The organism is Ottowia sp. VDI28 (assembly GCF_049532675.1).
GTDB lineage: Bacteria > Pseudomonadota > Gammaproteobacteria > Burkholderiales > Burkholderiaceae_C > Ottowia.
In genome coordinates this window covers 3,232,236-3,246,589 of record NZ_CP149820.1, presented here as the reverse complement: position 1 = coordinate 3,246,589, position 14,354 = coordinate 3,232,236, and the positions used below count along the sequence as shown (strand labels likewise).

Below are 14,354 nucleotides of genomic sequence, written 5' to 3'. Positions count from 1 at the left end.
CCATTCAAAGAATACTTCCCATGTCTACCTATCATCAACCCGATGCCTCCGGCCACTTCGGTCCCTATGGCGGCAGCTTCGTCAGCGAAACGCTGACTTACGCGATCAACGAGTTGCGGGATGCTTACGCCAAGTATCAGAACGATCCTGAGTTTCTGGCCGAATTCCAGTATGAACTGGCCCATTACGTAGGCCGCCCCTCGCCCATCTATCACGCCGCGCGCACCAGCCGCGAGCTCGGCGGCGCGCAGATCTACCTGAAACGCGAAGACCTCAACCACACCGGCGCGCACAAGATCAACAACGTCATCGGCCAAGCCATGCTCGCCAAACGCATGGGCAAACCGCGCATCATTGCCGAAACCGGCGCCGGCCAGCACGGCGTGGCCTCCGCCACCATCTGCGCCCGCTACGGGCTGGAATGCGTGGTGTACATGGGCAGCGAAGACGTCAAGCGCCAAAGCCCGAACGTCTACCGCATGAAGCTGCTGGGCGCCACCGTGGTGCCTGTTGAATCCGGTAGCAAGACCCTCAAGGACGCGCTCAACGAAGCCATGCGCGACTGGGTGGCCAACGTGGACAACACTTTCTACATCATCGGTACTGTGGCTGGCCCGCACCCCTACCCCACCATGGTGCGTGATTTCCAGAGCGTGATCGGCCAGGAATGCCTGACCCAGATGCCCGAGATGCTGGCCGCACAGAAAATTGCCGCCCAGCAACCCGATGCCGTGATCGCCTGCGTGGGCGGCGGCAGCAACGCCATGGGCATCTTCCACCCTTACATTCCCTATGAAAACACGCGCCTGATCGGCGTGGAGGCCGCCGGCGAAGGGCTGGACAGCGGCAAGCACTCGGCCAGCCTGCAGCGCGGCTCCAGCGGCGTGCTGCACGGCAACCGTACCTACATCCTTCAGGACGACAACGGCCAGATCACCGAAACCCATAGCGTCAGCGCCGGGCTCGATTACCCTGGCGTCGGTCCCGAGCACGCCTGGCTGAAGGATATCGGCCGCGCCGAGTACGTGGGCGCAACGGATGCCGAGGCGCTGGCCGCCTTCCACCACCTTTGCCGCGCGGAAGGCATCATCCCCGCGCTGGAATCCAGCCACGCCTTCGCCTACGCCATGAAGCTTGCCCCCACCATGCGGCCGGATCAATCGATCCTGGTCAATCTTTCAGGCCGTGGCGACAAGGATATCGGCACCGTGGCCGACCTTGACGGCGCCGAATTCTATGACCGGCCGTCCATGCGCGGCCATGTCGTCAAGGGGATTCCCTCCGCGAAGGGAGGTAAAGCATGAGCCGCATTGAGGTCACCTTCGAGAAGCTGAAGAAGGACAACCGCAAGGCGTTGATCCCCTATGTAACGGCCGGTTTCCCCTACGCCGACATCACGCCCGCACTGATGCACGGCATGGTGGCGGCGGGCGCCAACGTGATCGAGTTGGGCGTGCCCTTTTCCGATCCCAGCGCGGACGGCCCCGTGATCCAGAAAGCGGGCGACCGTGCGCTGTCGCTCGGCATCGGCCTCAAGCAGGTCCTGGCCATGGTCAGGACTTTCCGCGACAAGGATGCCACCACCCCGGTCGTGCTGATGGGTTATGCCAATCCCATCGAGCGCTACGACCAGAAACACGGAGCCGATGCCTTCATCAAGGACGCCGCCGCGGCGGGCGTCGATGGCGTGCTGGTGGTGGACTACCCGCCTGAAGAGTGCGTGGAGTTCGCCCAGAAGCTCAAAGCCAATCACATCGATCTCATCTTCCTGCTGGCACCCACCTCGACCGAGCAGCGCATGAAAGAGGTCGCGCAGGTGGCGAGCGGCTATGTCTACTACGTGTCGCTGAAAGGCGTGACCGGCTCTGGAGCGCTGAACACGGCGGAAGTGGAAAGCATGCTGCCGCGCATCCGCCAGCACGTGCATGTGCCGGTGGGCGTGGGTTTTGGCATCCGCGATGCGGACACCGCCAAGACCATCGGGCGCATCGCCGACGCCGTGGTCATCGGCACCCGCCTGATCCAGCTCATAGAAGACCAGCCCCACGAGCGGGTGGCCGCCGTGGCCGCAGACTTCCTGCGCGGTATCCGGACGGCGCTGGACGCATAATCCCCCTACTTCAGAAGATCGTGAATACGTTCTTGCACGCAAGGAATCTCCATGAGCTGGCTTGAAAAACTTCTTCCTCCGAAAATCCAGAAATCCGACGCCGCTGAGCGCCGGCAGATGCCCGAGGGCCTCTGGATCAAGTGTCCTGAGTGCGAAACGGTGCTCTACAAGACCGATCTGGAACAAAACCAGAATGTCTGCCCCCATTGCGGCCACCACCACCGCATTGGCGCGCGCGAGCGGCTGAATGTCTTCCTGGACAATGAGGGCCGCTACGAGATCGGGCAGGAAGTGGTGCCGGTGGATGCGCTCAAGTTCAAGGACAGCCGCAAATACACCGAGCGCATCAAGGAAGCCATGGAAAACACCGGCGAAACCGATGCGCTGGTCGTCATGGGCGGAGCGATCCACTCGATCAGCGTGGTGGCCGCCGCTTTCGAATTCGATTTCATGGCCGGCTCAATGGGGTCGGTGGTGGGCGAGCGTTTCGTGCGCGGGGTTGAAACCGCTATCGAACAGAAAGTGCCTTTCATCTGCTTTACAGCTACCGGCGGAGCGCGCATGCAGGAAGGTCTGCTGTCCCTAATGCAGATGGCCAAGACCAACGCGGCCCTCACCCGGCTGGCCAAGAAAGGCCTGCCTTTTGTCAGCGTACTGACGGACCCCACAACCGGCGGTGTTTCGGCCAGCTTCGCCTTCGTGGGCGATGTGGTGATCGCCGAGCCCAAGGCATTGATCGGCTTTGCCGGGCCCCGCGTGATCGAGAACACGGTGCGGGTGAAGCTGCCCGAAGGTTTTCAGCGCGCCGAGTTCCTGCAAACCAAAGGCGCGGTCGATTTCATTTGCGACCGCCGGGAACTGCGAGAAAAAATCGCGAAGGTGCTCGCCATGCTGCAGCGCCAACCCGCTGATGCGGTGAGTTAACCCCGAGACTTCACCAGCACCGGCTCACTCCGGTAGCGATCTGGAAACAACCGCTGGAGGTTTTCCACCTTCGGTAGATCGTTGATCACGATATAAGGGTTGCGCGGATTCTCGGTCAGGTAGTCCTGGTGATAAGCCTCTGCCGGATAGAAGCTCGCCTTCTCCTCAATCCGCGTCGCGATGGGCTTGCCAAACAACTTCGTGGTGTTGAGCTGGGTGATATAGGCCTGGGCCACTTTCGATTGCGCCGCATTGGCGGGAAGAATGGCTGACCGGTACTGCGTACCGGTGTCCGGCCCCTGCCGGTTCAACTGGGTCGGATCATGCGCGACCGAAAAGAATATCTGCAGCAGCGTGCCATAGCTGATCTGCGCGGGATCGTAGGTGATTTCCACCGATTCCGCATGGCCCGTATTGCCGCGGCTGACCATTTCATAGGTGGCCGGCGCAGCCCCTCCAGCATAACCCGATACAGCACGCTGCACGCCTTTGACGTGCTGAAAGACGCCCTGCACACCCCAGAAGCAGCCACCGGCAAACACAGCTTTTTGAGGCCCCTGCTCAGCAAGCGGCATGTCCTGCGCGGGCGGCGGAATCTTCACGGCCGCTTCGGCGGCCCGCGCGGTATTCCACCAAGCAAAGCCGGTGCCGAGCAGCACCGCGCTGCCGGCCATGAGCGCCAATGCATGGCGGCGAAAGACGGAGTTGGAAGTACGGGTGGGCGTTCTCATCACAGTTTCCCCTCAGAACGTGTTTACGATCTTAGGCAGCTTTAAAAACCAATGACAGGCCGTTCATGCAGTAACGCAAGCCGGTCGGCGGTGGTCCGTCGTCGAATACATGGCCCAGATGACCGCCGCAGCGTCCGCAATGGACTTCCGTACGCGCCATGCCAAAGGTTCGGTCCGTACGCGTGCCAACCGCCTTGTCCAGCGGTTGCCAGAAGCTTGGCCAGCCGGTCCCGCTATCGAACTTGGTCTTCGAGGAAAACAAAGGCTGGGAGCAGCCCGCGCAGGCAAACATACCTGGCCGGTGCTCCTTGTTCAAGGGGCTGCTGCCGGGCCGCTCGGTGCCCTCCTGACGCAGGATCGCGTACTGTTGCGGCGTGAGCCGGGCGCGCCATTCGGCGTCGCTGTAGCGGATTTCGAAGGCCTCGGTAGTGCCTGCAGCGGCCGTACGGCGCGAGGCCAGGCCGGCAAAGAGTGCCGTCAGACCGGCGCCCGCGGAAAACAAAACATGGCGGCGAGTGGACATGAAATCTCCTTGAGCACGGTGACCTGGGTGGGGCCATAAGAGCGTGCTCCAAGGACAAGCATAGGCATGCCTGATCCCGCAGTCCTCACGGAGAATTCAAATTATTGTGATAACTCTGGCCGCAGGCCACCGCCGCAAGCAAGCGCCGCGCTTCGATCGTAAACACGTTCTTAGGCCACGCCGACCATGGTTCCACCCAGCAGGCTCGCCTGGGCGCTTCCCAGAATGATGCTCACGACCTGAAGCACCACCAGCAGCGCCAGCGGCGAAAGATCGAGTCCGCCAATCAACGGAATGATGCGGCGCAGCGGAGCCAGCAAAGGTTCGCTCAAGCGCTCGAATACATCGCTGATCAGGCTTCGGTTGGGTGCCCACGACAGAATGACGGACACCAAGACCACCGCGGTGGCCACCGAAACAGCCAGCTTGGCCACCCCCAGCAAGGCCAGCACAGGCAGCACGCCCCACGCATGGCCGCCCAGCAACAGCAGAATCATGGTGTACTGCACCAGCTTGAGCAGCCACGCCCCCAACAGGCTGGCCGCATCCAGCTGCCCGCGCGGAGGCACGATACGGCGCAGGGGCAGCACGAGCCAGTCGGTGAGCGCGAGCACGAAGCGCCCCACCGGGTTGGCCATGGACATGCGGCGCCACCCCATGTACATGCGCAATATGCAGGCGCCGCCTATCAAGGTGGCGGCCACTTCCAGCAGAAAAGAAATGATTTGGTAGAACATCAGCCAATAAGGTTATCTGCACGATCATAGCGATACAGATGGACCAAAATCAGAATATGCCAATCATGCCCGACCAACCGCTCACACTGAACTCCCTGCCGCTGTTCCCCTTGGGCACCGTCCTGTTTCCGGGCGGAGAGTTGCCTTTGCGCGTTTTCGAGGTTCGCTACCTGGACCTGATCGACAAATGCCACAGGGCTGACGCCCCGTTTGGCGTCGTGAATCTGCAGCAAGGCAACGAAGTGCAGGTGGCGGGTGCACCGCATGAGCAACTGGATGCCATCGGCACGCTGGCGCACATCACCACGCTGGAGCGTCCGCAGGCCGGTCTGTTTATCGTGCAGTGTAAGGGCAGCCAGCGCTTTCGCATCGAAAGGCAGGAGCGGCTCAAGCATGGGCTCTGGGTGGCCGATGTCACCCTGCTGTCAGACGACTCGGCCGTACCCATTCCGGACGATCTCAAGCACACGGCGGAGGCGCTGCGGAAGGTGCGCACCTCGCTGCGCGAGCGTGGCGCCATCAGCGCGGACAGCGGTACTGACGGCCCAGGCACCTACCAGGACTGCGGTTGGGTCGCCAACCGCTGGTGCGAGCTGCTGCCTCTGAAAAATGAGCTCAAGCAACGCCTGATGGCGTTGGACAACCCTCTTTTGCGCCTGGAGCTGGTGGCGGATATTCTGACGCGGACGGGAATGTAACCTCCGTGTCGGATCGCCCGGGCCGGTACTCGGCCACGAATTGGCTCAGCATTTTCCGCACTTCGGCCGCCTGGGGCGCCACGCCGATACCCGCAATGCCAGCCTCGATCTCCGCCAGGCTGATCACGCCCTGAACGCCTGATTTGGCTACCCTCAGCTTGGGGTGTGGTGTGGGTTCCGTGGTCTCATCGTCGGCCAGCAGTTCCTCATAGAGCTTCTCACCAGGGCGCAGGCCTGTGTACACGATAGGAACCTGAGCCTCCGATTTTCCTGAAAGGCGGATGAGCATGCGTGCCAATTCGGCGATCTTCACCGCCTCCCCCATGTCGAGCACGAAGATCTGGCCCGAGCGCCCCATCAAGCCCGCCTGCAGCACCAATTGGGCGGCCTCGGGAATGGTCATGAAGTAGCGCACGATTTCCGGGTGCGTCACCGTTACCGGCCCGCCTTGCTCGATCTGCGCCGTGAAAAGCGGCACTACCGAGCCGCTGGAGCCCAGTACGTTTCCAAAGCGCACCGAAACGAATTGCGTACCGGTGAACTGCGCCGCCACCGCCTGCACCACCTGTTCCGCCAGACGCTTGCTGGCACCCATGACATTGGTGGGGTTCACGGCCTTGTCCGTGGACACCAGCACGAAGCGCTGAGCCCCCGCCTGAGCGGCCACGCGCGCGGCGTGCAGCGTCCCCAGCACGTTGGTGTGCAGCGCTTCCACCTCATTGCCCTGCTCCATCAGCGGGACGTGCTTGTACGCCGCGGCGTGCAATACCACGACAGGCCTGAAATGCATGGCAATCGCCAACAGGCGCTCCGGCTCCCGCACACTGGCAGTCAGGTACACGCCTTGCATGTTCGGGAAGCTCCGGCGCAACTCCTGCTCCAGCCGGTACACGGCATATTCGGATTGGTCTACGCATACCAGCCGGGCCACGCCGAAGCGCGCCACCTGCCGGCACAGTTCGGAGCCGATGGACCCCGCTGCACCGGTCACCATGACCGTTTGACCGGAAAGCAAAGCCGACAAACCGTGCGTATCCAGCTGCACCGGTGCACGGCCCAATAAATCCTCCAGCCGCACCTTGCGCAGTGCGGTGGCGCCAGGGCTGAGCCATTCATCCGCACTGGGCAGCGTGAGCAGCGCCAGCCCCGAGCCGGACCAGCGCAGCAGCACCTCACGACGCAATTCGGCCCCCGGTGGACTGGCCAGCAGTACCGTACCCGCTTTCTCGGCTTGTGCCACTTCGGCAAGCTGCCCGATTCCCACATGCACGGGTACCCCTTGCAGGGTACGGCCCGCATCCTGAGCGTCTGGCGATACCACGCCGCAAACCTGCCAGCCGGCTGCCCCCTTAAGGGTCCGCAGGGCCTGATCGGCCTCTTCCAACGTGCCGACCACCAGCAACGGCTGTGCGCCCGGCGCACCGGCTGTAGAGATGTGGGTCAGCTCCATCAGGGTGCGCCAGGTAGCGCGCGCGCCCGCAAGGAACACGAGGGACAACAACGCGCTGATGAGAAATACGGAACGGGGAAAACCGGTCACCCGCAGCCCCATGACCGCGGCGGTGGTCAACAGCGCCCCCAGAGCCACGCCAATGGCCAGCCGGCGCAGGTCGGCCAGGCTGACATAGCGCCACGACTGGCGCGGCACGCGCATCGCCACCAGCCCGCAAGCCATGCAGGCCAGTGCAATGGGAGTGGTCAGCACAGCATCTTCGATGTAGGCCGCCGGCAGCCGGAGATTGAAGCGCAACCAGAACGCGGCCCACCAGGCCAGCGCAATAAGCACCAGATCCGGCAGCCAGCTTTTGCTGATGAGGGTGCGACGTAGCTTGGTTAGCATGAGGTCAACGTTGATGCCGTTTTTGCAGGAACACAAAAATTCGAAAGGCCGCGGAGCAGGCCATACGCGGGCACCCGCGGAGCTGGCTCTGCCAGGCCGCTGGGTGCGTCCCCCCGGGGGAAGGCGCGTCAGCGACTCAGGGGGCTTCATTTCAGCAGCACTTTCAGCGTATCGAACAAGATACGCACGTCCCCCGCCACACTATGCCGCGCGACGTAATCCAGGTAGTAAGCTTGTTTGACGGGCATGACACGCTGCACGTAGGCCGCTTCCGGGTCATCGCTGCCCGCCAGCAAACCTTCTTCATCCCTGAACTCAATGGCCGCGCGGTCGGTGATGCCCGGCCGCACCGACAGGATGCGCTGACGCGCCTCTTGCGGGTACATCGCCATGTAGCGCGGCACCTCGGGCCGCGGCCCTACCAGGCTCATGTCGCCCTTTAGTACATCGATCAGTTGCGGCAACTCGTCCAGCTTGGTGCGCCGCAGATAGCGGCCTGCCCGGGTGATGCGCGCATCGCCCGCGGCTGTGACCTCCGGCCCCGGGCCGCTCCGTGCCTGCATGGTGCGAAACTTATGGATACGAAACAGACGCCCGCCCTGCCCCACACGCTCCTGCCGAAACAGCGCGGGACCGGGCGAATCCAGGCGTACCCATAGTGCAATCACAGCCATCAAAGGCAACGCCAACGGCAGCACGGCCAGCACAAGCCCCAGATCCAGGGCGCGCTTGACAATGGCGGAACCAGTGGAGGCCATGCCGGTTCAGCGCACCACTTCCTTGAGTGCGGCAATCACACGTGCCTGCTCGTCGTCGCTCATGGCGGTGAAGAGAGGAATACTGAACATGCGCTGGTAAGCCAATTCGGCTTCGGGAAACATCTCTGGCTTCAGCCCGTACCGGTCGCGCCAGTACGGCTGGCGGTGCAGCGGCACATAGTGCACGCTGGTCGCGATACCAATCCCGCTGAGGCGCTCGATCACCTCGTCGCGCGTGACTTGGGCGGCCTCTGACAAACGCAGCACGAAAAGATGCCAGGCATGGGTTTCCCCCGCAGGCGCATCGGCGGGCAGTATCAGCGGCAGGTCCCGCAATTCAGTCAGGTAGCGGTCAGCCAACAGCCTGCGCCGTTGCACAAAAGACGGCAGGCGCGCCAACTGCACGCGCCCGAGGGCGCCGGCCATGTCCGTCATGTTGTACTTGAAGCCGGGCGCCACGATCTCGTAATACCAGGCGGGCGTTTTGCTGGTGAAACGATCGAACGCGTCCCGGCTGATGCCGTGCAGGCGCATCACCTTCATCCGGGCAGCCAGCGCCTCATCCTTCGTCACCACGATACCACCCTCGCCGGTGGTCATCGTCTTGTTGGCGTAGAAGCTGAATACGGTGGCCGAACTCGGCAACTGGCCGATGAGTGTGCCCTGGTGCGTGGCCGGCAACGCATGGGCCGCATCCTCCACGACATGTATGCCGCGCTTGCCCGCGATTTCATGGATGGCGGCCATATCGCAGGCCAGCCCGCCGTAATGTACGGGCAGGATGGCCTTTGTCTTGGGCGTGATGGCGGCTTCCATCTTGGCCGGATCGATGTTCAAAGTCACCGGATCGCTATCCACCAGCACCGCATCCGCCCCCAGGTAGCGGGCCACCTCCACAGTGGCGGTGAAGGTCAGCGAGGGCGCGATCACTTCGTCTCCTGGGCCGATCCCCAGAGCTTCCAGGGCCAAATGCAGGCCCGCTGTGGCCGAATTGACAGCGATCGCCTGGACTCCGCCTCCGAGATACGCCGCAAACTCCTGCTCGAAAGCGCGTGTTTCAGGGCCGGTGGTGACCCAACCCGACCGCATGGCGCGGGCAACGGCGTCGATCTCGGCATCGCCGATATCCGGCCGGGCAAAGGGAATGAAAGGAGAAACTTGCGTCATAACGCTGGATTGTCGCTTCTTAAGAAAATCTGTATTGAACAAAGCTTCATGAACTTTGTGCCGAAGAGGCGGTCAATGCAGGCGTCTTTATTCAATCCTAGGCAATTACAACGTGTCTCATTCCTCTTCTTCCTTGATCGTTCCACCGCTGGGCAAACTCTATGGCGCCCTTGACGGCGTGGCTTACGCGTTGCTGCGCATCGTTTCCGGCGGACTGCTGGCCATGCATGGTTGGCCCAAGATCCAGGATCCGATGAAGCTGGTGGGCATGGTCGAAGGCCTGGGCTTCGCGCCCGGTCCGCTATGGGCTGTGTTGCTGGCTGCCACGGAATTCATCGGCGGAATTCTTCTCGTACTGGGGTTGCTGACGCGCCCGGCCGCGCTGGCCGCGACCATCGTGCTGCTGGTCACGGTGTATTTCCATTGGATCGTGCAGTCGCAGGGTTTGGGAGGCTCGGAAAAATCCATCCTCTGGGCTGCCATGACTTTCCTGCTGTTCGTGCGCGGCGGCGGTGCGTTCTCCGTCGATCGCCAGTTGAAGCGGGAGTTCTAAGAGCGTGTTCAAAGTCTCGGCGCGAGGGGCGTTGTGTTCGAAAAATCGTGGATGCAAGGCGAAAAACGCAGGGATACCTCGTGGTATCGCGAGTATTTTCAACGCGGCAGACGCGGTTTTTCGGGCGCAACGGACCCGCGAGGAGACTATGAACACGCTCTAAGACCTCTCCGGGAAAGAGCCCGCTGGCACGCTCATCTCGTCAAACGGGTGTGCGATGCACCCGCACGGCGGCCCCACATCAAATCCCACAACCCTTGCCAGGTGCCTACACCGTAGCCCACCTGGTAGGCCGCGATCACTGCCGGCAAACGCGCCAGCAGGCCTCGATCGCCCGCCTGCTGCGCCGCCTGCCCGGATGCGCCGGCCAAATACAGCCCATACATCAGCGCCAATACCGCGAAAGGCCCCCAAGTCCAGGGAAGCGCCACTACGGACACTAGGCAAGCGGCCACGAAAGCCATGGGCACCAGTTGGCGCAGAGAGCCCGGCTGCCCGTGTTTTCGCATGACAAAGGGGCGCCAGTAACCGTACTGCCGCTGCTGCTGGAACAGCGCCGCCAGAGAATCGCGCGGCTGATAGGCGGAGCGGATACGCCCGCTCTGCCAGATCCGCCCTCCCTTGAGACGAATGCGCAGATTGTGCTCATCGTCCTGGTTACGTACCAGGTTTTCATCGAAACCGCCAAAACGGCCGAAGCTGGCACGCGGCCAGCACCCCAGGTAGACCGTATCGACCTCGCCTTCGTACGCTTTGTCACGCGAACGGGCGCCGCCCACCACCCAGCGGCTCTGAAACGCCGCCGCGATAGCCCGGCCCGTCGCGCCCTTTCCTCGCGCCACCCAGGGGCCGCCCACGTTGTCGGCGCCACTGCGCCGCAAGGCGGCCAGGCACTCGGCCACGTAGTCAGGCGCGAATTCGGTATGGATATCCAGGCGCACGATGACTTCCCCCCGCGCCTGCGCCAGAGCCGCATTGAGGCCAGTGGAAACGATGCGGCCTGGGTTGTCTATCAGACGCAGCCATGGCACGCGTTCCGCCCATTCAGCCAGTTTGAGGCTCGTGCCGTCGTCACTCATGCCATCGGCCACCAACAATTCCAGATGCCAACCTGGAGGCAACTCCTGCGCTTGCACCGAGGCGCAGAAGGCATCGATGGCGGCCACCTCGTTGCGGCACGGGGCCATCGCGCTGATCAGGCGGGCTTCACCTGTGTCCGAAGAGCACGCCGATATCTCATTCATTTGCGAAAGTCACTCAACAATTTGCGGTAAGCCGCATCCATGACGTCCATCTGCACGCGCCGGTCACCATCGCGGGCGATGCGTCCGGCATTGGTCGCGCCCAACTCGGCGGCACGTCCATCGCTCTTCAACAGCGCACTCCAGCACGCGGCCAACGCTTCTGCATCACCGGCCGGCACCAAGGCTTCATGGGCAATCCAATCACGGTTGGCAGGCAAGTCGCTGGCAATCACGACCAGCCCGCAGGCCATGCTTTCCAGCACCGAGACCGAGGTCGCATCGCTCTCAGGTACGCTGATCGACAGTTTGCAGCGCGCCAGTACAGCAGCCATGCCGGCATCATCCAGCCGGCCGTGAAACTGCACCGCGTCCCCCAGCGCGAGTTCTGCGGCCAGCGCGCGCAGGGCCGCTTCCTGGCTGCCACCGCCCAGCAGGTGCAACCGGGCATCCGCACGGCCGGCATGCACCTTGGCAAAGGCCCGCAAGATCAGGTCAATTTGGTAGTTGGGCTCCCAACTGCGCAGGCTCACGGCCTCGGCAGCAGGCTTTGCTCCCCAGGGCACGGGCGCGAAGCGGTTGCGCTCCACCCCCCAATGCACCAGCAGCGTAGGCACCTGCGGCGCCAGCGCTTTCGACACGGCCAGCAAACCAGGCGAATCGCCCGTCACCAAGCTCGCGCGGCGCAGGCTCCAACCGGTCAGCCAGCGCAGCAGTGCGTTGCGCCGAGGCGTGACCAGCAGGTCGGTTCCCCACGCGGTGATCGCCATTGGCTGCCTGCCGCAACGGGCAGCCAGATAACCGTAAGACGTCACATAGTGGGCATGCACGATGTCGGGTTTCAATTCAGCCACAGCCCGGCGTGCGGCGGCAACGCGCCATAGCCAATCCCTTGAGCGGCCCACCGGCGGCAGCACCATCTGCTCAACCCCTTCGATCGGCTGCGGGCGGGCCGTGACCACCGACACCCGCCACCCGCGCGCGAGCATCTCCTTGGCCCAGCGCTGCACGTGCACGCTGTTCGCATCGCCCAACAGGCACAGATGAGGCTTCATGACCCTTGTGTCTCCAGAGTGGCGCGCCAGCGGTCATAGGCCTGCTGCAGGGACGGATGGCCAGCCAGCCAGCGGGCATCGGCGTCGCGGGTATCGCCCACCACTTGGGCAGGAGAGCCGGCCAAGACTGCAAAATCAGGAAACACCCCGCGCACCCGGCTGTGCGCCGCCACCAGGGTGCCGTGACCAAGCGCAGTGCCTGCTTCAAGCGTGCTGTGCGGGCCTATGAAACAGCGCTCCCCCAAGACAATGGGCGCACGGACCACCGCGGTGCCCCCCTCCGCGAGATCCTGGCCTGAAAGCTGCGCCGCCACACGCACGCTGCGGTGCGTGCTGTGCGTCACGATACTGATGAAGTTCGTCAACTGCGTGCCGCGGCCGATACGCACCCCCGCGCTGGCCTCGATGAAATTAAAGTGGCCGATGAATACGTCATCCCCGAGTTCCAGGGAGGCCTCGTGCTCTATGCAGGTGCTGGGCGATATGCGGGTGTCCGGCAACGCCTGGCCATGGCTGCGTTCACCAAACAGAATGCGAAAGAAAAGCTTGTGCCATAGCCACCTGCGGCAGCGATTCAGCCATGCGCGAACCCCAGTCATGAAAGATCACCTCCCCGCTCAAGATTTCCTTGAGCTGCATCGTGGCCCGTTACCGGCTCTGGAATACGCGGCCAGCGTGCCAGCCGATAGAAGTACCACCCGAAATACGGGATCATCACGCCGGAAACAGCCCAGGCGCCTCCCTGCAAGCCACCGCCGCGCAAGCCGAACGCCAGCGCCAGGACAAAGGCAGCCTGCCCCACCAGCGCCCAACGGAATGCCCAACGCTGCGCCTGCCAGGCCATGGTAACCACGGCCAGGGGGGCCGCAACGAAATGCGCGGCAATGTAGGGAGAAAGCGCACGCGCCAACTCGCCCGCTTCGCGCCAGGCCGGGCCGAACACCAGAGCGAACAGCCACGGGCCAGCCACCATCAGCAAGACCATGAGCGCCAACCCGAGCAGCCCCAGCAACATCATCGTTTGCCGGACCATGCGGCGCGCCTCGGCCGGCGCCGCGGCTACCAGGCGCGGGTAGAGCGCCTGCGACACCGCGGCGCCCACCAGTGTGGCCGGCGCTTTCAGATAGCGCAGCGCCAACCCCCAGAAGCCAGCCGCCGCCTCGCCCGTCCAGGCCACCAGCAATGCCACCGCCAGAGCATCCTGCAGCGTGCCCAGAAAAGCATGCGGCGTATTCACGAGCGCGAAATCGCGGTGCTGCTGCGCCGCGGCACGCATGGCGCCTCGCAACTCGCGGGTAGCCGGCAGCAGCACATTCCGCCATCCGCCCAAGGGCGACGGGCGTAACAGCCACAGCGCCGCCAGCGCCTGGGCCGCCAGTGGCGCCACGGCCAATGCCCATGCCGCATCGCTGCCCAGTGCTTCGCCTTTGGCGCCAAGCCAGAGCCAATACCCCAATGCCAGTTGCGCCACTGCAGCACCTCCCCATTGGAGTACCCGGCTGATGGCCAGCGCGTGAAAGCGCTGGGCGCGATTGGCCCACATCATCAGCAACTGCAGCAGGCCGGAGAACACCACGGCCAGCGGCAAAAGCACGGGCAAGGGCAACAAACCCCATGCGTGCAGGGCCCATGCCACCGGGATGCACAGCAGCGCCATGACCAAGGCAATCCGCAACGCCAACGCCAGCAACGCGCGCGCTTCCTCGTCGCGCCGGGCCATGGGCAGCGCCCAGTCGTAGCGCAGGCAGGCCGCTACAGCGAGCGTGGCAGCCACGGTGCTGAATTGCGTAAAAACACCCATGGCCTCCGGCGTGAACAGCCGGGCGATGAGCGGCCCCAGCAACAGCGGCAAAAGCTGAGCCAGCGCGCCGCCCGTCAGCAGCGTGAGAATGGCCCGCAAAAGCGTGGGCGGGCGCCCTGTCATGCAGCGGCCTCCCCCATGCGATTTCCAAGCGTTCGGCCCCCTCTCCCATGGGTAGGAGAGGGTTGGAGCGAGGGCCTGCGGCGTGGCCAGAAA

15 protein-coding genes are annotated in these 14,354 nt (G+C 63.6%); 5 read left to right on the top strand and 10 right to left on the bottom strand.

The features are described from left to right. Positions 1–20: 20 nt before the first annotated feature. From trpB to accD, 3 genes are read left to right on the top strand one after another with little or no spacing between them, the layout of a single operon-like run. Positions 21–1,304, top strand: coding sequence for a tryptophan synthase subunit beta (gene trpB / locus WJU18_RS15385; protein ID WP_423460870.1), 1,284 nt, complete (start codon positions 21–23; stop codon positions 1,302–1,304). Further along, on the top strand, positions 1,301–2,110 hold the full coding sequence (gene trpA / locus WJU18_RS15380) for a tryptophan synthase subunit alpha (protein ID WP_423460869.1): 810 nt from the start codon (positions 1,301–1,303) through the stop codon (positions 2,108–2,110). Before trpB ends, trpA begins: the two co-directional genes overlap by 4 nt. Before the next feature lie 51 nt (positions 2,111–2,161). Next, on the top strand, positions 2,162–3,034 hold the full coding sequence (accD, locus tag WJU18_RS15375) for an acetyl-CoA carboxylase, carboxyltransferase subunit beta (RefSeq protein WP_423460868.1): 873 nt from the start codon (positions 2,162–2,164) through the stop codon (positions 3,032–3,034). Here accD and msrA read toward each other — a convergent pair. From msrA to WJU18_RS15360, 3 genes are all read right to left on the bottom strand, one after another. Continuing rightward, positions 3,031–3,708 carry a peptide-methionine (S)-S-oxide reductase MsrA gene (msrA, locus tag WJU18_RS15370; RefSeq protein ID WP_423460867.1) on the bottom strand — a complete coding sequence of 226 codons (678 nt, stop codon included), beginning with the start codon at positions 3,706–3,708 and terminating at the stop codon, positions 3,031–3,033. The two genes, accD and msrA, sit on opposite strands and share 4 nt — an antisense overlap. A gap of 88 nt (positions 3,709–3,796) precedes the next feature. Further along, complete coding sequence (gene msrB, locus WJU18_RS15365) at positions 3,797–4,288, bottom strand: peptide-methionine (R)-S-oxide reductase MsrB (RefSeq protein ID WP_423460866.1); 492 nt, start codon at positions 4,286–4,288, stop codon at positions 3,797–3,799. Between the two features lie 170 nt (positions 4,289–4,458). Beyond that, on the bottom strand, positions 4,459–5,025 hold the full coding sequence (locus WJU18_RS15360; RefSeq protein ID WP_423460865.1) for a YggT family protein: 567 nt from the start codon (positions 5,023–5,025) through the stop codon (positions 4,459–4,461). Between the two features lie 65 nt (positions 5,026–5,090). Between WJU18_RS15360 and WJU18_RS15355 the strand changes: the two genes are divergently transcribed. Next, positions 5,091–5,723 (top strand): LON peptidase substrate-binding domain-containing protein, encoded by a 633-nt coding sequence (locus WJU18_RS15355; RefSeq protein WP_423460864.1) that lies wholly within the window; start codon positions 5,091–5,093, stop codon positions 5,721–5,723. Here WJU18_RS15355 and WJU18_RS15350 read toward each other — a convergent pair. The 3 genes from WJU18_RS15350 to WJU18_RS15340 form a co-directional block, all read right to left on the bottom strand. Next, positions 5,641–7,563, bottom strand: a complete 1,923-nt coding sequence (locus tag WJU18_RS15350) for a polysaccharide biosynthesis protein (RefSeq protein ID WP_423460863.1) — start codon at positions 7,561–7,563, stop codon at positions 5,641–5,643. The two genes, WJU18_RS15355 and WJU18_RS15350, sit on opposite strands and share 83 nt — an antisense overlap. A 146-nt stretch (positions 7,564–7,709) precedes the next feature. Then, positions 7,710–8,321, bottom strand: a complete 612-nt coding sequence (locus WJU18_RS15345) for a sugar transferase (protein ID WP_423460862.1) — start codon at positions 8,319–8,321, stop codon at positions 7,710–7,712. A gap of 6 nt (positions 8,322–8,327) precedes the next feature. Continuing rightward, positions 8,328–9,488: a DegT/DnrJ/EryC1/StrS family aminotransferase gene (locus tag WJU18_RS15340; RefSeq protein ID WP_423460861.1), complete on the bottom strand. Its 1,161-nt coding sequence runs from the start codon at positions 9,486–9,488 to the stop codon at positions 8,328–8,330. 112 nt (positions 9,489–9,600) lie between these two features. On the opposite strand from WJU18_RS15340, the gene WJU18_RS15335 reads away from it, so the two are divergent. Then, on the top strand, positions 9,601–10,041 hold the full coding sequence (locus WJU18_RS15335; protein ID WP_423460860.1) for a DoxX family protein: 441 nt from the start codon (positions 9,601–9,603) through the stop codon (positions 10,039–10,041). A 194-nt stretch (positions 10,042–10,235) separates the two neighbouring features. Here the strand turns inward: WJU18_RS15335 and WJU18_RS15330 are convergent, their stop codons facing one another. Genes WJU18_RS15330 through WJU18_RS15315 form a run of 4 tightly spaced genes read right to left on the bottom strand, consistent with a single transcriptional unit; the run spans position 10,236 to position 14,261 of the window. After that, positions 10,236–11,285, bottom strand: coding sequence for a glycosyltransferase family 2 protein (locus WJU18_RS15330; RefSeq protein ID WP_423460859.1), 1,050 nt, complete (start codon positions 11,283–11,285; stop codon positions 10,236–10,238). After that, a complete protein-coding gene (locus WJU18_RS15325; protein WP_423460858.1) occupies positions 11,282–12,337 on the bottom strand; it encodes a glycosyltransferase in 1,056 nt (351 codons plus the stop codon). The genes WJU18_RS15330 and WJU18_RS15325 overlap by 4 nt, the downstream gene beginning before the upstream one ends. Then, positions 12,334–12,936 (bottom strand): acyltransferase, encoded by a 603-nt coding sequence (locus WJU18_RS15320; RefSeq protein ID WP_423460857.1) that lies wholly within the window; start codon positions 12,934–12,936, stop codon positions 12,334–12,336. The genes WJU18_RS15325 and WJU18_RS15320 overlap by 4 nt, the downstream gene beginning before the upstream one ends. Further along, entirely contained in the window at positions 12,933–14,261 is a 1,329-nt protein-coding gene (locus tag WJU18_RS15315; RefSeq protein WP_423460856.1) for a lipopolysaccharide biosynthesis protein, read from the bottom strand. The genes WJU18_RS15320 and WJU18_RS15315 overlap by 4 nt, the downstream gene beginning before the upstream one ends. Positions 14,262–14,354: the final 93 nt, after the last annotated feature.